The 20530-nt window shown below is 65.7% G+C and carries 15 protein-coding genes; 10 read left to right on the forward strand and 5 right to left on the reverse strand.

Translation table 11 applies throughout. The features are described from left to right. The 3 genes from C2H86_RS24150 to qhpG are packed head-to-tail and all read left to right on the forward strand — an operon-like array spanning window position 1 to window position 3680. A complete protein-coding gene (locus tag C2H86_RS24150) occupies window positions 1–1734 on the forward strand; it encodes an ABC transporter ATP-binding protein (protein WP_159410181.1) in 1734 nt (577 codons plus the stop codon). Continuing rightward, entirely contained in the window at window positions 1724–2395 is a 672-nt protein-coding gene (gene qhpE / locus C2H86_RS24155) for a subtilisin-like serine protease QhpE (RefSeq protein WP_159410182.1), read from the forward strand. The genes C2H86_RS24150 and qhpE overlap by 11 nt, the downstream gene beginning before the upstream one ends. Then, a complete protein-coding gene (gene qhpG / locus C2H86_RS24160; protein ID WP_159410183.1) occupies window positions 2388–3680 on the forward strand; it encodes a flavin-dependent monooxygenase QhpG in 1293 nt (430 codons plus the stop codon). The genes qhpE and qhpG overlap by 8 nt, the downstream gene beginning before the upstream one ends. Window positions 3681–3791: 111 nt before the next feature. Here the strand turns inward: qhpG and C2H86_RS24165 are convergent, their stop codons facing one another. Continuing rightward, window positions 3792–5285: an aldehyde dehydrogenase family protein gene (locus tag C2H86_RS24165; protein WP_159410184.1), complete on the reverse strand. Its 1494-nt coding sequence runs from the start codon at window positions 5283–5285 to the stop codon at window positions 3792–3794. 495 nt (window positions 5286–5780) lie between these two features. Between C2H86_RS24165 and peaA the strand changes: the two genes are divergently transcribed. The 5 genes from peaA (at window position 5781) to C2H86_RS24190 (ending at window position 12102) form a co-directional block, all read left to right on the forward strand. Continuing rightward, window positions 5781–7346, forward strand: a complete 1566-nt coding sequence (gene peaA, locus C2H86_RS24170; protein WP_159410185.1) for a quinohemoprotein amine dehydrogenase subunit alpha — start codon at window positions 5781–5783, stop codon at window positions 7344–7346. Window positions 7347–7395: 49 nt separating this feature from the next. Then, complete coding sequence (peaB, locus tag C2H86_RS24175) at window positions 7396–8826, forward strand: quinohemoprotein amine dehydrogenase maturation protein (protein ID WP_159410186.1); 1431 nt, start codon at window positions 7396–7398, stop codon at window positions 8824–8826. A 1-nt stretch (window position 8827) separates the two neighbouring features. After that, window positions 8828–9151 carry a quinohemoprotein amine dehydrogenase subunit gamma gene (gene qhpC, locus C2H86_RS24180; protein WP_027916687.1) on the forward strand — a complete coding sequence of 108 codons (324 nt, stop codon included), beginning with the start codon at window positions 8828–8830 and terminating at the stop codon, window positions 9149–9151. A gap of 32 nt (window positions 9152–9183) precedes the next feature. Beyond that, window positions 9184–10305, forward strand: coding sequence for a quinohemoprotein amine dehydrogenase subunit beta (peaD, locus tag C2H86_RS24185; RefSeq protein ID WP_159410187.1), 1122 nt, complete (start codon window positions 9184–9186; stop codon window positions 10303–10305). 123 nt (window positions 10306–10428) lie between these two features. Then, the gene (locus C2H86_RS24190; protein WP_159410188.1) at window positions 10429–12102 is read left to right on the forward strand and encodes a fatty acid CoA ligase family protein; all 1674 of its coding nucleotides are present in this window, start codon (window positions 10429–10431) and stop codon (window positions 12100–12102) included. A 67-nt stretch (window positions 12103–12169) separates the two neighbouring features. On the opposite strand, the gene mobA is transcribed toward C2H86_RS24190, so the two are convergent. The 3 genes from mobA to C2H86_RS24205 form a co-directional block, all read right to left on the reverse strand. Next, window positions 12170–12745 carry a molybdenum cofactor guanylyltransferase MobA gene (mobA, locus tag C2H86_RS24195; protein ID WP_159410189.1) on the reverse strand — a complete coding sequence of 192 codons (576 nt, stop codon included), beginning with the start codon at window positions 12743–12745 and terminating at the stop codon, window positions 12170–12172. Window positions 12746–12806: 61 nt separating this feature from the next. Further along, a complete protein-coding gene (locus C2H86_RS24200) occupies window positions 12807–15929 on the reverse strand; it encodes an efflux RND transporter permease subunit (RefSeq protein ID WP_159410190.1) in 3123 nt (1040 codons plus the stop codon). Between the two features lie 11 nt (window positions 15930–15940). Next, a complete protein-coding gene (locus tag C2H86_RS24205; protein ID WP_159410191.1) occupies window positions 15941–17110 on the reverse strand; it encodes an efflux RND transporter periplasmic adaptor subunit in 1170 nt (389 codons plus the stop codon). A 253-nt stretch (window positions 17111–17363) separates the two neighbouring features. Here C2H86_RS24205 and C2H86_RS24210 point away from each other — a divergent pair, with 253 nt between their 5' ends. Together C2H86_RS24210 and C2H86_RS24215 are read left to right on the forward strand one after the other, a co-directional pair. After that, entirely contained in the window at window positions 17364–18065 is a 702-nt protein-coding gene (locus tag C2H86_RS24210) for a response regulator transcription factor (protein WP_110638964.1), read from the forward strand. A gap of 6 nt (window positions 18066–18071) precedes the next feature. Continuing rightward, a complete protein-coding gene (locus tag C2H86_RS24215) occupies window positions 18072–19370 on the forward strand; it encodes an ATP-binding protein (protein WP_159410192.1) in 1299 nt (432 codons plus the stop codon). On the opposite strand, the gene C2H86_RS24220 is transcribed toward C2H86_RS24215, so the two are convergent. Then, on the reverse strand, window positions 19345–20436 hold the full coding sequence (locus tag C2H86_RS24220) for a GGDEF domain-containing protein (protein ID WP_159410193.1): 1092 nt from the start codon (window positions 20434–20436) through the stop codon (window positions 19345–19347). The genes C2H86_RS24215 and C2H86_RS24220 overlap by 26 nt on opposite strands. Window positions 20437–20530: the final 94 nt, after the last annotated feature.

Genomic DNA, 20530 nt, shown 5'->3' on the forward strand with positions numbered 1-20530 from the left:
ATGGGCAACCTGTTCGCCAGGCTGGTGGAATCCAGCAACCCGCTCCTCATGCGCCAGGCCCTGGCCTGGCTGTATGGTTTCGTCCGCCCCCATCAACGGGCCATCGGCGTGCTGCTAGGCTTGTCCTTCGGCGCTTCGCTGCTGGCCCTGGTGCAACCCTGGCTGGTCAAGACGCTGATCGACGAAGGCCTGCTGGCCAAGGATTACCAGACGCTCTGGCACATGGCGGCGATCATGATCGGCGCCGGCCTGCTGGGCACGGTGCTGGCAGGCGTCAACCGCTACCTGCACACACGCCTGTCAGGGCGCATCCTGTTCGCCCTGCGCGATGACCTTTATCGCCACCTGCAGCAGCTGTCGCCGACTTTCTACGGGCGTCGGCGTACCGGCGACATCCTCTCGCGGCTCGACGGCGATGTCGCCGAGATCCAGCGTTTTGCCGTGGATTCGCTGTTCTCGGCGGTGTCGGCGGTGATTGGCCTGGTGGGCGCGGTGGCGCTGATGCTGATGCTGTCCTGGCAACTGTCGCTGCTGCTGGCACTGCTGATCCCGATCGAAGTGCTGTGGCTGCGCTGGATGCGGCGCAAGGTCGAGCGCGAGGTGCGCAACCTGCGCGAGCGCTCGGCCGACGTGTCGTCTTTCATGGTCGAGACACTACCGGCGATGAAGTTCATCCAGGCCGCCGGCCAGCAGAACCGCGAGGCCGGGCGCCTGGACCAGCTGGGGCAGGGCTACATGCGCCAGTTGCTCAAGGTGCAGGTCACCGAATTCTTCACCCAGGCGATCCCCGGCACTTTGACCTCCTGGTGCCGCGCCTGCGCGTTCCTGGTCGGCGGCTGGTGGGTGATCCAGGGCACCTGGCAGCTCGGTGCGCTGATCGCGTTTTCCACCTACATGGGCATGGCGGTCGGCCCGGTGCAGAGCCTGTTGGGCCTGTACGTGGCGGTGCAGCGCATGGCGGTGAGCCTGGGCCGGGTGATGGAGCTGAAGCAGGAAGCGGTGGCCGTGCGCCAGGCCGACTCGCCCAGGCCGATGCCGGAAGGGCCGGGGGAGCTGCGCCTGGAAGGCGTGAGCTTTGCCCATGACGGGCGCCAGGGCGCGGTGCTGGCGCAGGTCGATGCCTGTATTGCCGGTGGCCTGAAAGTCGCCATCAGCGGTGCCTCCGGCGTCGGCAAGTCGACCCTGATCGACCTGCTGCAGCGTTTCTACGACCCGGATGCCGGGCGCATCCTGCTCGATGGCGCCGACCTGCGTGAGCTTGACTTGGCCGCCGTGCGCCAGCGTATCGCCGTGGTCAGCCAGGACATCGTGCTGTTCCGCGGCTCCCTGGCGCAGAACCTGGCCTATGGCGCGCCGCAGGCCAGCCGTGGCGAGCTGGAGCGGGTGGTGAAGCTGGCCCATCTCGACAGCCTGGTCGAGAGCCTGCCGCTTGGCCTGGACGGGCTGCTCGGCGAGCGTGGCCAGCAACTTTCCGGCGGGCAGAAACAGCGCATCGCCATCGCCCGGGCGGTGCTGCAGGCACCTTCGATCCTGGTGCTCGACGAGGCTACTTCGGCGGTCGACGAAGCCACCGAGCGCGAAGTGATTGCCGCCATCGACGAACTGTTCGCCGGGCGCACGCGCATCCTCATCAGCCACCGCGCCTCGACCCTGGCCGATGCCGACTTGCACTTGCATCTGCAAGGCGGGCAATTGCGCGTATTGCCCCAGGAGGCGATCAGGCATGGCCGCTGAATTCAGGGTCGGCGTGATCGACAGTGGTTGTGCGCCAGCGCAGACCTTGGTCGCTGCCCGACGCTTCTGGCTGGACGAGGGCGTGCTCTGCGAGGGTGAACTGCAACCGGACCGGCTCGGCCATGGCAGCGCCGTGCTGGCCAGCTTGCAAGCCGAGGCCGGCGAGCTGCCCCTGTTACTGGCTCAGGTCTTCACCGAGCAAGGCAGTACCAGTGCCCTGCAGGTCGCCGCCGGGTTGTTCTGGCTGGCGGAGCAGGGCGTGACGCTGATCAACCTCAGCCTTGGCTTGCAGCAGGACCGGGCGGTGTTGCGCCAGGCCTGTGCTGAGGTGCAGCAGGCTGGCGTGCTGCTGTGCGCGTCCAGCCCGGCGCAGGGCAGTGCGGTGTACCCGGCTGCGTATCCGGGGGTTATCCGCATTACCGGCGATGCCCGTTGCGCGCCAGGGCAGTGGTCGTGGCTCGGCAGCGCCCAGGCCGACTTCGGTGGCTATGTAGGTGGGGGCGGCCGGGCCGGTGCGAGTCTGGGCTGTGCGGCTGTGAGCGGGCGGATTGCAGCGTTGTTGCAGCAACGGCCCGGCCTGGACCGCCAGCAGGTTTATGCCTGGCTGCAGGTTCACGCCGCGTTCAGCGGCCCGGAACGACGAGGTGCAGCGGATGCCTGAGCCACAGATTCTGGTGCTGGGCGCCGGGCCGGCTGGCGCCGCTACCGCACTTGGCCTGCGGCGGCTGGGCTACCCGGTGACGGTAGTCTCCGACTGGCGGCGTTTTGCCGCCGTGGAAGGGGTTTCGCAACGGGTGCTGGAAGGCTTGCGTCATGCCGGCCTGGGCGGCGCCTTGGCCGAGGCAGCGGTACCGGCTGCACGGCAGGTGCACTGGAATGGCCAGCATCTGCAACTCAATCAGGAGTTTCTGCTCGATCGCCAGCGTTTCGACCGCGCCTTGCGCGATGACCTGGGGCGGGCAGGGGTAACCTTGGTGGAAGGGCGCGTTCGCGAAGTTTCGCGTGCCGAGGGCTACCAGGTCCGGCTGGATGACGGGCAGGTGCTGCAGGGCGATTTTCTGGTCGAAGCGCGCGGGCGCCAGGCGCCGTTGGCGGCCGACCGTTTGCGTGGCCCGGAAACGGTCAGCCTGCTCAATCTCTGGCAGGCTGAGCCAGGCACGCCAGCGTCTGCCGTGGAAAGCCTGGACGATGGTTGGGCCTGGATGGCCAGGCTGGCCGACGGGCGCTGCTACTGGCAGGTGACCCTGGACGCCGAGGGGCTGCCGGGCAAGGCGGCGCTGCCGGAATATTGCGCCGCACGCCGACGGGCGTCGGCGCTGGTGGCCGAGTTGTTCGATGCCCGTGCGCTGGAGGCTGCGCAGGTGCATGCGCGCAGCAGCACGGCGATCCTCGCTGGCGACTGCGTGGGGGATGACTGGGTGCGGGTGGGCGATGCGGCGATGGCGGTTGACCCACTGTCGGGGAATGGGATTTTCCAGTCGCTGTCATCGGCGTTGCAGGCGCCGGTGGTGATCAACACGTTGCTGCGTCGGCCCGAGCGGGCGGCGCTGGCGAAACAATTTCATCAGCAGCGGATCGAGCAGCTGTTTTTGCGCTTTGCCCGCATTGGGCGCGATTTCTATGGGCAGGAGCTTGAGCGCGCAGGGCAGCCATTCTGGGAACGTCGTCGGGCTTGGCCGGATGCGCAGCCGTTGCATCTGGCGGCGGACTGGACGGCCGTGCAGGTGGCGCGGCGGCCGGTGTTGCGTGAGGGGCTGGTGGATGAGGCAGAGGTGGTGGTGACGGCGGATCAGCCGTTGGGGGTTTGGCATTTGCAGGGGATCGAGCTGGCGCCGGTGGTGCGTGAGTTGCTGATTGGTCGAGCACCCGGGGCAGCCATGAGCACAGTGTCAGCAGAGCATCAGAGGATGTTGATGCGCTGGCTGGCAGACCAAGGTTACAGCTGAGATTCTGGGGCCGCATGGCGGCCCATTCGCTGGGCAAGCCCGCTCCTACAGGGATCGCATAACTCCTGTAGGAGCGGGCTTGCCCCGCGAATGGGCCGGTACAGGTAAGGATCAGAGCTTGATCAGCACCGACTTGAGTTCGGTGTAATGCTCAATCGCTGCAGCGCCCATCTCACGGCCGACGCCAGACATCTTGTAGCCGCCGAACGGCAGCGCCGGGTCCAGCGCGCTGTGGCAGTTGACCCACACCGACCCTGACTTGATCCGCGGAATCATCCGGTGTACCGCAGCCAGGTCGTTCGACCAGATGCTCGCGCCCAGGCCGTAAGGGTTGTCGTTGGCCATGCCGATCACTTCGTCGATGTCGTCGAACGGCATTGCCACCAGCACCGGCCCGAAGATCTCTTCCTGCACCAGGCGATGGCGCTGGTCGACATCGACGATCACCGTCGGTTTGACGAAGTAACCCGGGCCGAACCCTTCACCGCCACAGGCGATGGTCGCGCCCAGCTCGCGGCCCAGCTCGATGTAGCCGGTGACCCGGTCCTGCTGCTTGGCCGAAATCAGCGGGCCCATCTGCACCGCCGGGTCCAGGCCGCTGCCGAGCTTCATGCCGTTGGCGATGCCGGCGATGTCGGCCACCACATTGTCGAAGTGCTTGCGGTGCACGTACAGGCGCGAGCCGGCGCAGCACACCTGGCCCTGGTTGAAGAAAATTGCCGTGGCGGCGCCAGCGGCGGCTTCCTGCAGGTTGGCGTCGGGCATGACGATGGTCGGCGATTTGCCGCCGAGCTCCAGGGTGACGCGGGTCATGTTGTCCATGGCCGCCTTGCCGATCAGCTTGCCCACTTCGGTTGAGCCGGTGAAGGTCAGCTTGTCCACGCCCGGGTGGCGGCTCAGCGCGGCGCCGGCGTTCAGGCCGGTGCCGGTGATCACGTTGAACACCCCGGCCGGGTAGCCTGCCTCGTCTACCAGCTCGGCCAGCTTGAGCGCGGTCAGCGGGGTTTCGTCGGCCGGCTTGAGCACCACGGTACAGCCGGTGGCCAGGGCCGGGCCGAGCTTCCAGCAAGCCAGCAGCAGCGGGAAGTTCCAGGCGACGATGGCACCGACCACACCCACGGCTTCGCGGCGCACGAAGCCATGGAACTGGTCGTTGGGCATCAACGGCATGGACGCTTCGACGGTGCTACCCTCGATCTTGGTGGCCCAGCCGGCCATGTAGCGCAGGAAGTCGATGGCCAGCTGCACGTCCATGACCTTGGCCACGGCGGCGCTCTTGCCGTTGTTCAGGCATTCCAGCTCGGCCAGCTGCTGTGCGTCGCGCTCCATCAGGTCGGCCAGGCGCCACAGCAGGTTCTGCCGCTCGCGGGGGCGCACACGGCTCCACGGCGAGTCATCGAAGGCCTGGCGCGCGGCGCGCACGGCGCGGTCGACGTCCTCCTGTTCGGCGGCGGGCACTTCACCCAGGATTTCACCGGTGGCCGGGTTGCGGAACGACAGGGTGCGGCCACTGGCGGCGTCCTGCCAGTCGGCGCCGATGCGCATCTTCAGCTTGCGCTCGAGGAAAGCGCGGGTGGCGGGCAGGATGGGCAGGTCGGAAAGCATGGGGCTGTGCCTCTTGTCATTGGATGTGACCGGTATAGGCGCAATGGCCGTGCCAAGGTCGGCCGATGGCCGCAAGGTGCTGAACGGCCTGGGTTTTGCCGTGGTGCAAGGTTGGGATTGCAGGGCTGCGCTGTTGCACATTGAGACGGTGTGAGACGGTGATGAAACAGTGGCTGTGACGGCCTCTTCGCGGGGCAAGCCCGCTCCTACCGGGATCCCATCGGCAGCTGGCATACGCGGGCTCTGTAGGAGCGGGCTTGTCCCGCGAATGGCCTGCGCAGCAGGCCCTGTCTCAGGATGAAACACCTTGTCGCGAAATGGCACGCTCCGGCGCTGCAGGTAACCGCGCACCACTCCCGGAGAAAACCGCTAAAAGCCTGAAATACAACGCTTTAGCATCACTTGGCACAGTTTCTGTATCACAACTGTCACAAGCACACCTGCTGTACCAAAGCGTGTGAAAACGATAAGAACAACAACCGTGGAGGTCTGACCTTGAAGACGACTCGACTCCGGCGGCATGCGGGCAAACTGGCGCTGGTCGCCGCCGCACTGCTGGGCACCCAGGCCATGGCGGCCGAGCAGGGCCCGAGCCTGTTGCAGAACAAGTGCATGGGGTGCCATATCCCCGAGGGCAACGATACCTACAGCCGCATCAGCCACCAGCGCAAGACCCCGGAAGGCTGGCTGATGAGCATCGCCCGCATGCAGGTCATGCATGGCCTGCAGATCAGCGACGACGACCGTCGTACCCTGGTCAAGTACCTGGCCGACAAGCAGGGCCTGGCGCCGAGCGAGACCGATGGCGTGCGCTACGCCATGGAGCGCCGGCTCAACACCGTCGAGCACTTCGATACCCAGCTCAGCGAAACCTGTGGCCGCTGCCACTCCGGTGCCCGTGTCGCCTTGCAGCGGCGCCCGGCGCAGGAATGGGAACATCTGGTCAACTTCCACCTCGGGCAATGGCCGTCCCTCGAATACCAGGCCCAGGCGCGTGACCGCGACTGGCTGGAAATCGCCCTCAAGCAAGTGGTACCGGAGCTGGCCAAGCGCTTCCCGCTTGAGAGCCCGGCCTGGGCCGCCTGGCAGAAGGCCAAGCCGACCGCCGAGGCGCTGCCTGGACAGTGGGCGTTCAGCGGCCACATGCTGGCCAAGGGCGATGTGCGTGGGGTGATGACGGTGGTTGCCGACCAGGGCGACACCTTCAAGGTCGAGGTCAAAGGCAGCTACGCCGACGGCACGCCGTTCAACGGCAGTGGCTCGGCGATGCTCTATAACGGCTATGAATGGCGCGGCAACGTCAAGGTCGGCGACAGCAACCTGCGCCAGGTGTTTGCTGCGCTAGACGGCGAGATGAAAGGCCGTATGTTCGAGGCCGATCACGATGAGCGCGGCCTGGACTTCACGGCTGCAAAAGAAGGCAAGGCTCGCCTGCTGGCGGTGCAGCCGGCGTTCATCAAGGCCGGTGGCGAAAGCGAGATCACCCTGGTTGGCAGCGGCCTGGCCGGCAAGCCTGAACTGGGTGCGGGCGTGGAAGTGACCGAGGTGCTGGAACAAACCCCGACCCTGGTACGCGTGAAAGCCCGCGCAGCGGCGGATGCCAAGCCCGGCCAGCGCGAAGTCGCAGTGGGTGTGCTCAAGGGCGTCAACCTGGCGGTCTACGACAAGGTCGAGGAAGTGAAGGTGGTGCCGGCGTTCTCCATCGCCCGTATCGGCGAGAACGGTGCTTCGGTGCCGAAGGTCCAGGGGCGCTTTGAAGCTGAAGCCTGGGGCAAGGACGCCAGCGGCCAGCCGTTGCGTATCGGTTACCTGCCGGCCAGCTGGAAGGTAGAGCCGTTCAACGAGCGTGCGGTCGAGGACGAAGACGTCAAGTTCGCCGGCCAGATGCAGGCCGACGGGGTGTTCGTGCCAGGCGGTGCCGGCCCGAATCCGGCACGCAAGATGATGACCAACAACGCCGGCAACCTGAAGGTCATCGCCACGCTGGCTGACGGCGGCCAGAGCGGCGAAGGCCACATGATCGTCACCGTCCAGCGCTGGAACAACCCGCCGCTGCCGTAAGGGCAGGGCATGACGGTTTTTCCAACGGATCGATTATCGGGAGGTCGCCATGGGCGCGCTACTGAACCTGGTCGAACGCAACCTGCACGAAGTGCAGGTCGATGCCGACCGCATGCTGTTCCATATCCCCAGCAGTTCGCTGTTCACCGCCGATGCGGTGACCGGCGGGATCATCGACACCCTGCGCCAGCACGACTGCTCGGCCGAGGAGCTGATGCAGCGCCTTGGCCAGCAGTTTGCCGGCGATGATATCCAGGACACACTGCGCGAACTGATCGCGCTGGAACTGGTCAGCGACGGCTCGCCGCTGACCCCGGAAATCGCCCTCAAGCAGGTTGAGCGCACGGCGCTGAACACCGTGGTGCTCAACGTCAACACTGGCTGCAACCTCAGCTGCACTTACTGCTACAAGGAAGATCTGGACAAACCGTCCGCCGGCAAAAAGATGAGCACCGCCACCGCCGAAGCCTCGGTGGAGATGCTGCTCAAAGAGTCACCCAACGAAGAGCGCTACAGCGTGGTGTTCTTCGGTGGCGAGCCGTTGTCCAACCGGCCGCTGATCGAGCACATGGTCGCCTACTGCGAGCGGCGCTTCGCCGAAGCCGGCAAGCAGGTGGAATTCATCATGACCACCAACGCGACCCTGCTCACCGAAGAAATCATCGACTGGCTCAACGCCCACCGCTTCGGCCTGTCGATCAGCATCGACGGCCCGAAGACCGTGCATGACCGCAACCGCATCACCGTGGGCGGGCAGGGCACCTATGACGTGGTGCGGCGCAAGGCCGACCTGCTGCTGTCGCGCTACACCAGCCGCCCGGTGGGCGCGCGGGTCACCCTGACCCGTGGCATCACCGACGTCGAGACCATCTGGAACCACCTGTTCAACGAAATGGGCTTCGCCGAAGTCGGCTTTGCCCCGGTCACCTCCGGCGACATGGCCGACTTCAACCTCACCGGTGAAGAGCTGGTGCAGGTGTTCGCCAACATGAAGGCGCTGGGCCGCAAGTACCTGGAGGCGGCGCTGGAGCACCGCAACATCGGCTTCTCCAACCTGCACCAGCTGATCACCGACATACACGAAGGCCACAAGAAGGCCCTGCCGTGCGGTGCCGGGCTGAAGATGCTGGCCGTGGACCACGAGGGCGAGCTGAACCTGTGCCACCGCTTCACCGGTTCCAGCCTGCCTACCTTCGGCAATGTGCACCAGGGCGTGAAGCAGGCGCAGCTCAACGACTTCCTGTCACAGCGCCTGGACCGCAGCAACACCGGCTGCGAGAGCTGCCGCATCCGCAACCTGTGCTCCGGCGGCTGCTACCACGAGAGCTACGCCCGCTACGGCGACCCGCAGCACCCGACCTACCACTACTGCGAGTTGATGCGCGATTGGGTCGACTTCGGCATCGAGGTCTACAGCCGCATCATGGCCGCCAACCCGGCCTTCATCGACCGCTACATCACCCCGCGGAAGGCGCACTGACATGAAGCACTTGAAGCCCCTGAACAACAAGGCCCGCATCCTCGAGCAGGCCGCCGCCGAAGACCGCGTCGAAGAAGTCATGGCCATGAGCGCGGTGGCCGGCTGTACCGCCACCACCGACCCGGGCTGGGAAGTGGACGCCTTTGGCGGCGTCAGCTCGCTGTGCCAGCCGATGGAGGCCGACCTCTATGGCTGTTCCGACCCTTGCTGGTGGCCGGCCCAGGTGCCGGACATGATGAGTACCTACCAAGACTGGAACGCCCAGGCCAACAACTCCCAGGAAGACTGGCGCAACCTCGGCACCGTGTTCCCGAAAGACAAGTGACCGGCCCAACAAGAATGACAAGGGGAAACCGCATGAAAGCTGGACGCTGCGCGCAACTCGCGCTGACCATCGCCGCCACGGCCTGCACCTGGGCGGCGCAGGCCGATGATACCGGGCCGGCCCTGAAGGCTGGCCAGGAATACCTGATCACCACCAACTACCCGAACAACCTGCACGTCATCGACGTGGCCAGCGACACGCTGTACAAGAGCTGCCAGATGCCCGACAAGTTCGGCCCCGGCACCGCGATGATGGCGCCGGACAACCGCACCGCCTACGTGCTCAACAACCACTATGCCGACATCTACGGCATCGACCTGGACACCTGCAAGACCACCTTCCACGCCAACCTGTCCAGCGTGCCGGGCGAAGTTGGCAAGTCGATGTACTCGTTCGCCCTGAGCCCGGATGGCAAAGAGGTGTACGCCACCGTCAACCCGACCCAGCGCCTGAACGACCACTACGTGGTCAAGCCGCCGCGCCTGGAGGTGTACAGCACCGCCGATGGTCTGCAGGCCAAGCCGGTGCGCACCTTCCCGATGCCGCGCCAGGTCTACCTGATGCGCGCCGCTGACGATGGCAGCCTGTTCGTCGCCGGGCCGGATATCTACAAGATGGACGTCAAGACCGGCAAATACACCGTGGCCTTGCCGCTGCGCAGCTGGAACCGCAAGGGCTACAGCGCGCCGGATGTGCTGTACTTCTGGCCGCACCAGAGCCCGCGCCACGAGTTCTCGATGCTCTACACCATTGCCAAGTTCAAGGATGCCAAGCAAGACCCGAACGAGGCGCAGCTGCTGTACGGTTATCTGAGCGTCGACCTCAAGACCGGCAAGACCCACACCCAGGAGTTCGCCGACCTGACCGAGCTGTATTTCACTGGCCTGCGTTCGCCGAAGGATCCGAACCAGATCTACGGCGTGCTCAACCGCCTGGCCAAGTACGACATCAAGCAGCGCAAGCTGATCAAGGCGGCTAATCTGGAGCACACCTATTACTGCGTGACCTTCGACAAGAAGGGCGACAAGTTGTACCTGGGCGGCACCTTCAATGACCTGGCGGTGTTCAACCCCGAGACGCTGGAGAAGGTGAAGAACATCAAGCTCCCAGGCGGCGACATGTCCACCACCACGCCGCAGGTGTTCATCCGCTAGATCGGTGTTGGCCTCTTCGCGGGACAAGCCCGCTCCTACAGGAGATCGACTACCCCTTGTAGGAGCGGGCTTGTCCCGCGAAGAGGCCAGTTCAGACAACACAAGAACAACAAGAGAGCGCCCATGCCCCAGCCAAGTTACTCCCAGGGCAATCAGGACAAATCCCTGCTCACCCAGTGCATCGGTGACGCCTTCGACTCCACCGTCGCCCGTTTCCCCGACCGCGAAGCATTGGTGGTCCGCCACCAGGCCTTGCGCTACACCTGGCAGCAGCTGGCCGACGCCGTCGACCAGCACGCCCGCGCACTCATGGCCCTGGGCGTGCAACCCGGCGACCGTCTTGGCATCTGGGCCCCCAACTGCGCCGAGTGGTGCATCACCCAGTTCGCCTGCGCCAAGGTCGGTGCGATCCTGGTCAACATCAACCCGGCCTATCGCTCCAGCGAGCTGGACTACGCCCTCGGCCAGTCCGGTTGCCGCTGGGTGATCTGCGCCGACGCCTTCAAGACCTCCGATTACCACGCCATGCTGTTGGGCCTGATCCCGGGCCTGGCGACCGGCCAGCCCGGCGCCCTGGTCTGCGAGCGCTTCCCGGAACTGCGCGGGGTAGTCAGCCTGGCCACTGCTCCGCCGCCTGGCTTCCTTGCCTGGCACGACCTGCAGGCCCGTGCCGAGTCCATCAGCCGTGAGACCCTGGCCGAGCGCCAGGCGCAACTGCGTTGCGACGACCCGATCAACATCCAGTACACCTCCGGCACCACCGGCTTCCCCAAGGGTGCCACGCTCAGCCACAGCAACATCCTCAACAACGGCTACATGGTTGGCGAAAGCCTGGGCCTGACCGAACACGACCGGCTGGTGGTACCGGTGCCGCTGTACCACTGCTTCGGCATGGTCATGGCCAACCTCGGCTGCATGACCCACGGCAGCACGCTGATCTACCCCAACGATGCCTTCGACCCATTGGCGACCCTGCGCGCCGTGGCCGAGGAAAAGGCCACGGCGCTGTATGGCGTGCCGACCATGTTCATCGCCGAGCTGGACCACCCGCAGCGCGGCGACTTCGACCTGTCGAGCCTGCGCACCGGGATCATGGCCGGCGCCACCTGCCCGATCGAGGTGATGCGCCGGGTGATCGGCGAGATGCACATGGCGGAGGTGCAGATCGCCTACGGCATGACCGAGACCAGCCCGGTGTCGCTGCAGACCGGGCCCGACGATGATCTGGAGCGCCGGGTGACCAGCGTCGGCCGCACCCAGCCACGGCTGGAGAACAAGGTAATCGATGCCGACGGAGCCACCGTGCCGCGTGGCGAGATCGGCGAGCTGTGCACCCGTGGCTACAGCGTGATGCTGGGCTACTGGAACAACTCCCAGGCCACCGCCGAAAGCATCGATGAAGAGGGCTGGATGCACACCGGTGACCTGGCGGTGATGGACGAGCAGGGCTACGTGCGCATTGTCGGGCGCAGCAAGGACATGATCATTCGCGGCGGCGAGAACATTTACCCGCGGGAGCTGGAAGAGTTCTTCTTCACCCACCCGGCGGTGGCCGATGTGCAGGTGATCGGCGTGCCGTGCAGCAAGTATGGCGAAGAGATCGTCGCCTGGGTGCGTTTGCATCCAGGGCATACCGCCAGCGCGGATGAACTGCGCGATTGGGCGAAGGCGCGGATTGCGCACTTCAAGGTGCCCCGGTATTTCCGCTTCGTCGACGAGTTCCCGATGACAGTGACCGGCAAGGTGCAGAAGTTCAGGATGCGCGAGATCAGTATCGAGGAGCTGACGGCGAGTTGATGTTTCGCCTGTACCGGCCCTTTCGCGGGCTTGCCCCGCGAAAGGGCCGGTACAGGCGGTAAAGCATTTACCCTTGCAGCAACTCCGGGCTGTTGAAATTACTCAACCTGCGATCATCCTCGGCACACTCAACCCCCCGCACCGCCTCCCGCAACAAGGCCTTCTGCAAACTCCGCTCACCCGCCGCCCAGGCCTGCTCCAGCACCGGCAGTACTGAGCGCGGCAAGACACTGAACATCGGCTGCCAATAGCCGCCCTGACGCACCATCGCGGCACTGCCACCGGACACTGCCAGTTGCCGCAGTGCATCGAGCAAAGCCCGGTCTACCAACGGCGCATCACAAGCCAGCACCACCACCCAGTCATGCTTGGCCGCCTTCAGCCCGGCGATCACCCCCGCCAGCGGCCCGGGGAAGTCGGCCTCGGCATCGCCCACCAGTTGGTCGGCATAAGCGGCATAAGCCTGCTGGTTGCGGTTGCAGGAAATGACCAGGTCATCAGTGAGCGGCCGCACGATGCGCTGGATATGCGCAACCAATGGCTCACCGCGCCATTCCAGCAGGCCTTTGTCACGCCCGCCCATGCGCTGGCCGCGGCCACCGGCGAGGATCAGGACGGAGCAGGGGGGCAGGGCATCAGGCATGAAAAAGGGTTCCGGGCAGTCAATGCCCGGAACCCTCTCATTCAACGCCCGGCTTGTCCAGTCAGGCTTCGCTGGCCTGCGTCTGATCGGCCTTGGTACGGCTGCGCCCGGCCAGGCGCATCACCACCACGAAGAACACCGGCACGAACACTACCGCCAACGTGGCGCTGAGCATCCCGCCGATCACCCCGGTGCCGATCGCCTGCTGGCTCGCCGAGCTGGCGCCGGTGGCAATGGCCAGCGGCACCACGCCAAGGATGAACGCCAGTGAGGTCATGACGATCGGCCGCAGGCGCAGGCGGGCGGCTTGCACGGCGGCGTCGGCGGCGTCCACGCCCTGGTCGACCAGATGCTTGGCGAACTCGATGATCAGGATGGCGTTTTTCGCCGACAGGCCGATCAGGGTGATCAGGCCGACCTTGAAGAACACGTCGTTGGGCATGCCGCGCAGGGTCACCGCCAGCACCGCGCCGAGCACGCCGAGCGGTACCACCAGCAGCACGGCGCTGGGGATCGACCAGCTTTCGTACAGCGCCGCCAGGCACAGGAACACCACCAGCAGTGACAACGCCATCAGCACCGGGGCCTGGCTGCCGGACAGGCGTTCCTGCAGTGACAGGCCGGTCCATTCCAGGCCGGTACCTGCCGGCAGCTGGGCGACCAGGCGCTCGATCTCGGCCATGGCTTCGCCCGAGCTGTAGCCCGCCGCCGGTTCACCGGAAATCGCCACCGCCGGGTAGCCGTTGTAGCGGGTCAGCTGCACCGGGCCGCTGACCCACTTGGCCTGGACGAACGCGCCCAGTGGCACCATCTTGCCGCTGTTGTTGCGCACGTGGATCTTCAGCAAGTCTTCCACCTGGCTGCGCTGGTCACCCTCGGCTTGCACCACCACCCGCTGCATGCGGCCCTGGTTGGGGAAGTCGTTGACGTAGCTGGAGCCTACGGCAACGTCCAGCACCGAGCCGATGTCGGCGAACGACACGCCCAGGGCGTTGGCCTGGCGGCGGTCGATTTCCAGCTGTACCTGCGGGCTTTCGGCCAGCGAGGACTCGCGCACGTTGGCCAGCACCTTGCTCTTGTGTGCACCGGCCAGCAGTTCGTCCCGGGCGGCCATCAGCGCCTCATGGCCCATGCCGCCGCGGTCCTGCAGGCGCAGTTCGAAGCCGGTCGACTCGCCCAGGCCGTCGATCGGCGGTGGCAGCACCGAATAGGCCACGGCGTCCTTGAGCTGGGTAAAGGCCAGGGTTGCCCGGTCGGCGATCGATTGGGCGCTGTCATCGGCGCCACGTTCGGACCAGTCCTTGAGCGTGGTGAAGGCCAGCGCGGCGTTCTGGCCACTGCCCGAGAAGCTGAAGCCGAGGATCAGCGTGGTGTTGCCCACGCCCGGCTCGTCGGCGTTGTGCGCCTCGATCTGGGCGGCAACCTGCTCGGTGCGCATGCGGCTGGCACCCGGCGGCAGCTGGATATCGGTGATGGTGTAGCCCTGGTCTTCAGTGGGCAGGAACGCTGTGGGCAGCTGGCTGAAGCCATAACCCAGCACGACCAGTAGCACGCCGTACACCACCAGGTAGCGGCCACTGCGCTTGAGCGCTTGCAGCACCCAGCGCTGGTAACCGTTGCTCATGCTTTCGAAACGGCGGTTGAACCAGCCGAAGAAGCCTTTGCGTTCATGGTGTTCGCCCTTGGCCAGCGGCTTGAGCAGGGTGGCGCACAGGGCCGGGGTCAGGCTCAGGGCGAGGAACGCCGAGAACAGGATCGACACCGCCATCGACAGCGAGAACTGCTGGTAGATAACCCCCACCGAGCCCTTCATGAAGGCCATCGGCAGGAACACCGCCACCAGCACCAGGGTGATGCCGACGATGGCGCCGCTGATCTGGCCCATGGCCTTGCGCGTGGCCTCCCTCGGCGGCAGGCCTTCCTCGGCCATGATCCGCTCGACGTTCTCCACCACCACGATGGCGTCGTCGACCAGGATACCGATGGCCAGGACCATGCCGAACAGGGTCAGTACATTGACCGAGAAACCCATGGCCAGCATCACGGCGAAGGTACCCATCAGCGCCACCGGCACCACCAGGGTCGGGATCAGCGTATAGCGCAGGTTCTGCAGGAACAGGAACATCACCGCGAACACCAGCAGCATGGCTTCGAACAGGGTGTTGATGACCTGCTGGATCGACACCTTGACGAACGGCGAGGTGTCGTAGGGGATGTCGTACTTGACCCCTTCGGGGAAGTAGCGCGACAGCTCTTTCATCTTCGCCCGCACCAGGGTGGCGGTTTCCATGGCGTTGGCGCCCGGCGCCAGCTGCACGCTGAAGGCGGTGGCTGGTTTGCCGTTCAGGCGGGTGCCGTACTGGTATTCCTGGGCGCCGATCTCGACCCGGGCGACATCGCCGACGGTGACACTGGAGCCGTCCGGGTTGGCCCGCAGGACGATGGCGGCGAACTCCTCGGGCGTGCTCAGCTGGCCCCTGACCACCACGTTGGCCGTGATTTCCTGGGTGCCGCGGGCGGGCAGGTCGCCGATGCTGCCGGGTGCGACCTGGGCATTCTGCGCGGCAATGGCCTCGGCCACGTCATTGGGGGTGAGGTTGAAGCCGATCAGCTTCTGCGGGTCGATCCAGATGCGCATGGCGCGCTCGGAACCGTACAACTGTGCCTTGCCGACGCCCTTGAGGCGGCGGATTTCGTTCATCACGTTGCGTGCGAGGATGTCGGACAGTGCGGTTTCATCGAGGCCACCGTCCTCCGAGGTGAGGGTCCCGAGCAGCAGGAAGCCGGTGGACACCTTCTCCACCTGCAGGCCTTGCTGGGTCACTTGGCGCGGCAGGCGCGACTCGACCACCTTGAGGCGGTTCTGCACATCCACCTGGGCCAGGTCGGGGTGAGTGCCGGGCTCGAAGGTGGCGGTGATGGTGGCGCTGCCCAGGCTGCTCTGCGACGAGAAGTACAGCAGGTTGTCGGCACCGTTGAGCTCCTGCTCGATCAGGCTGACCACGCTTTCGTCCAGGGTGGCCGCCGAGGCGCCCGGGTACACGGCGTAGATTTCAACCTGCGGTGGCGCCACGTTGGGGTACTGCGCCACCGGCAGCTGGGGGATGGCCAGGGCGCCGGCAAGCAGGATGAACAGCGCGACCACCCAGGCGAAGATCGGGCGGTCGATGAAGAACTGCGGCATGGATCAGGCCCTCACTGGCCGGTGTGCTGGACGATGGACTGGGCGTCGGGGTCGACCTGGACCTGGTCGCCCGCCTTGACGTGCTGCAGGCCTTCGACCACCACCCGCTCGCCGGGCGCCAGGCCCTCGGTGACCCGCCAGCGATCACCCTGGACGTTGCCCAGCACCACCTGGCGTTCGCTGATGCGCGACTGGGCGTCGACCACCAGCACCTTCGGCACCCCGGCGCTGTCACGCAGGATGGCGCGCTGCGGCACGCTCAGGCCCTTGGGCTGCACCGCCTGCTCCAGGCGCACGCGCACGTAGCTGCCCGGCAGCAGATCGAGGTCCGGGTTGGGGAATTCGCTGCGCAGGGTGATCTGGTTGGTGCTTGGGTCGACACTGATGTCGGAGAACAGCAGCTTGCCCGGCAGCGGGTAGGCGCTGCCATCGTCCTGGATCAGGGTGGCGCGGGCCTGGCCATCGCCGGCCTGCTGCAGTTCACCCGCACGCAAGGCCCGGCGCAGGGCGGTGAGCTCGCGGGTCGACTGGGTGACGTCGGCGTGGATCGGGTCCAGTTGCTGGATGGTCGCCAGCGGCGTGGTCTCGTTCTGGCCGACCAGGGCGCCTTCGGTGACCAGGGCGCGGCCGATGCGCCCGGAGATTGGCGCGGTGACCGTGGCATAGCCCAGGTTCAGGCGGGCGCGCTCCAGTGCCGCCTTGGCTTCGGCAACCGCCGCGTCGGCCTGGAGGAAGGCGGCGCGGGCGTTGTCGTATTCCTGGCGGCTGACCGCCTTGTCGTCGACCAGCTGGCGGTAGCGCTGCTCTTGCAGGCGTGCCTGGTACAGCGTGGCCTCGGCCTTGGCCAGGGTCGCGCGGGCGCTGTCGTGGTCGGCCTTGAACGGCGCCGGGTCGATGAGGAACAGCACATCGCCCTGTTTGACGTCGCTGCCTTCGCGGTACACCCGCTTGAGCACCACGCCCGCGACGCGCGCACGCACTTCTGCCGTGCGCGGGGCAAGGATGCGCCCACTCAGCTCGGTGCTGATGGCCAGGGGCTGCAGTTGCAGGGTCTCGACCCGGACCTGGGGTACGGGCTGTTGTTCGTCCTGCTCGGCCGCGTCGTCGCAACCGGCCAGGGGCAGGGCAAGCAGCGCCACGAGCGCCAGGGGGCGCAGGCGCGGGGGGAGGGTAATAGGCATGCGGATCTTCCGATGATGACCGTGCCTATCCTAAGGCAACCGTTCCTCGGGCGGCTGTTAACACCTGTAGGACCTGTGTGAAAAAGTGTTAAGAACAGTCCTACCGGTTTGTAGGTTTCTATATTCTCCATGAACCTGTGCCGGCTTCTTCGCGGGACAAGCCCGCTCCTACAGGGATAGTGCAAGCCTGTAGGAGCGGGCTTGTCCCGCGAAGAGGCCGGCGAAGATATCCTCAATATTTCCTGTAAGCCCTATGCCCAACATTCTCCTGGTCGAAGATGACAGTGCGCTGTCCGAGCTGATCGCCAGCTACCTGCAACGCAACGATTTCCATGTCCGGGTGATTGCCCGTGGCGACCACGTGCTGGACGCCTTCCGGCAGGACCACCCCGACCTGGTGATTCTCGACCTGATGCTCCCCGGCATCGATGGCCTGCAACTGTGCCGCCTGCTGCGTCAGGAATCACAAAGCCTGCCGATCCTGATGCTGACCGCCCGCGACGACAGCCACGACCAGGTGCTGGGCCTGGAGATGGGCGCCGACGACTATGTGACCAAACCTTGCGAGCCACGGGTATTGCTGGCCCGCGTGCGTACCTTGCTGCGCCGCAGCAGTGTCAACGAACCGCGCCTGGACAACCACCAGATCCTCATCGGAGGCCTGCGCATCGACCTCGCCGAACGGCTGGTCAGTTGGCGCGGCGAGGAGGTGGAACTGTCCAGCGGCGAATACAACCTGCTGGTGGTGCTGGCGCGCAATGCCGGTGTGGTGCTCAGCCGTGATCGCATCCTCCAGCAACTGCGCGGCATCGAGTTCAACGGCACCGACCGTTCGGTGGACGTGGCCATTTCCAAGCTGCGCCGCAAGTTCGACGACAGTGCCGGCGAGGCGCGCAAGATCAAGACCGTGTGGGGCAAGGGTTACCTGTTCAGCCGTGTCGAGTGGGAGTGCTGACGCACCATGCTGAAGATCCTGGTGCGCCTGTATCTGGTGATCATCATCGCCTACGCGGGGGCGCTGCTGTTGATCCCGGACACCATTGTCGGCCTGTTCCACGACCGTTTCATGGCCTACAACCTGGACCAGGCCAAGGGCGTGCAGTCGCTGATCGTCCGCCAGTTCCGCCAGGCTCCAGAAGCGCAATGGCCAGCGGTGGAGGAGGACCTGGCCAGGGCCTTCGCGCCACTGGAGGTCAAGCTGCTGCGCAGCGAGAAGGCAGGCCTGAGCCCAGAGGAAGAGGTGCGCCTGGAGCAGGGCCAGTACGCCGTGCGCATCGGAGACTGGGGCTATTACCAGACCGTGCTGGCACCGCTGGACAAGGATTGGCTGGTCAGCCTGCACTCACCACCAGACCCACTGGACATCAACGTGTTGTCCTGGGGCGTGACTGTGCTGATCGGCGCGGCGATGCTCGGTTGCCTGCTGCTGTGGGTGTGGCCGCACTGGCGTGACCTGGAGCGCCTGAAGGAAACCGCCCGGCGCCTGGGCCAGGGGCGGATGGCCGAGCGCACGCACATCTCGCCGCACTCGAACATCGGCGAACTGGCCGGGGTGTTCGACACCATGGCCAGCGACCTCGAACGCCATGTCAATCAGCAGCGCGAGCTGCTTAACGCGGTCTCCCACGAGCTGCGCACGCCGCTGACCCGGCTGGATTTCGGCCTGGTGCTGCTGTTCGACGAGGTACCGCCGACCAGCCGCAAGCGCCTGTTGGAACTGGTCGGGCATGTGCGCGAGTTGGACGAACTGGTGCTCGAACTGCTGTCCTACAGCCGCCTGTACAACGCCGACCAGGCGCGGGAGCGCGTCGAAGTGTCGTTGCTGGAGCTGGTCGACAGCGTGCTCGGCGGGTTTGCCGAGGAGCTCGATACGCGGGGTATCCAGTGGGAAGTGCAGGCCGAGGACAACTTGCCCCGCTTCGTGCTGGACCCGCGACTGACCGCCCGGGCCGTGCAGAACCTGGTGCGCAATGCCATGCGCTATTGCGATGAAAGCCTGTTGCTGAGGTTGCGTCTGGAGGCGGACGGCGCCTGCCTGTTGACCGTGGAGGATGACGGGATCGGTATCCCTGCCGAGGAGCGTGAGCGGATCTTCCAGCCGTTCTATCGCCTGGACCGCAGCCGCGACCGCAATACCGGTGGCTTCGGCCTGGGCCTGGCGATCAGCCGCCGTGCGATCGAAGGGCAGGGTGGGACCCTGACCGTGGCGCAGTCGGCGCTGGGTGGGGCGCAGTTCAGGATTCGGCTGCCAGCTGGCTAGTCCACAGCACGAACTGGTCCTTGCCATTGTGCTTGGCCTGGTACAGCGCCTGGTCGGCGTGTATCAGCGCCATGCTCAGGCTGTCCCCGCTGTCGACCCGGGCCAGGCCGATGCTTATGGTGACGGGCGGCACGCCAAGGTCGTCGCGCACGCGCTGGCACAGCGCGTCGACCCGCTGCTCGGCCCCTTGCTGGTCCAGCCCTTCGAACAAGATCGCAAACTCCTCGCCACCCAGGCGAGCGAACTCATGGCCGGCCACGCCTGCCTTGATATGCACCGCCACCCGTTTGAGCACTTCATCGCCAACGTCATGCCCGAAGCGGTCGTTGACCCGCTTGAAGTTGTCGATATCGATCATCGCCAGGTACTGCCCCGTTGTTGCCTGGCGCAGTTGGCGCTCGGCGCTGGCCATGAACGAGCGGCGATTGGGAATGTCGGTCAGGGCGTCGACATAGGCCTGCTCCAGCAGCACCTTGGACAGGTAGAAGTTGTGCAGCTTGGCCTGGCGCATCTGCAGGTAGCTGTAGCTCACCAGGCCGCTGAGGAATATCGCGTAGCTGATCAGCATGGCGCCTTCGAGTTGATCGGCGTCGATACGGGTGTGGTAGAACGGGTTGAGCATCACCCAGGTGATGACCATGGCGCAGAAGAACGACCAGCGCCGCACCGGCAGTACCGACACGGCATACAGCACGGTCGACACGCCGAGCACCAGCCACACGGGGCGCAGGGGCTCGGGAATGCCATCGATCACCAGGCGCATGCCCAGGGTGATGACGCTGATGAACAGCAGGTTGAGCACGTCGAAATGGTGACTGCGGCGGGTGAAGCGCAGCACCACGGTGAGGCAGCCGAGCAGGGCGATGAACAAGTAGGACAGCCAGGTGAAACCTTGGCCACCGAGGAAGCTGACGATCAGGTCGAAGATCAGCCAGATCGCGATGCTGACGCAGAACACCAGCATGCAGAACAGGCGCATGGACTCGAATTCGTGCTGGCGGAACTCGGCACGCAGGGCGGCGGGGGCGACCTGCTTGCGCACGTGCTCTTCGATGGTCTTGAACATCGGTGGGCTCCTGGGAGGAATGCTCTGCCTGTTACGGTCCTTTCGCGGGGCAAGCCCGTTCCTACAGGAATAGCGTTGCCTCAGCCTTGCACTA

It is taken from the genome of Pseudomonas putida, assembly GCF_009883635.2.
In the GTDB taxonomy this organism is placed as follows: Bacteria; Pseudomonadota; Gammaproteobacteria; order Pseudomonadales; family Pseudomonadaceae; genus Aquipseudomonas; species Aquipseudomonas putida_W.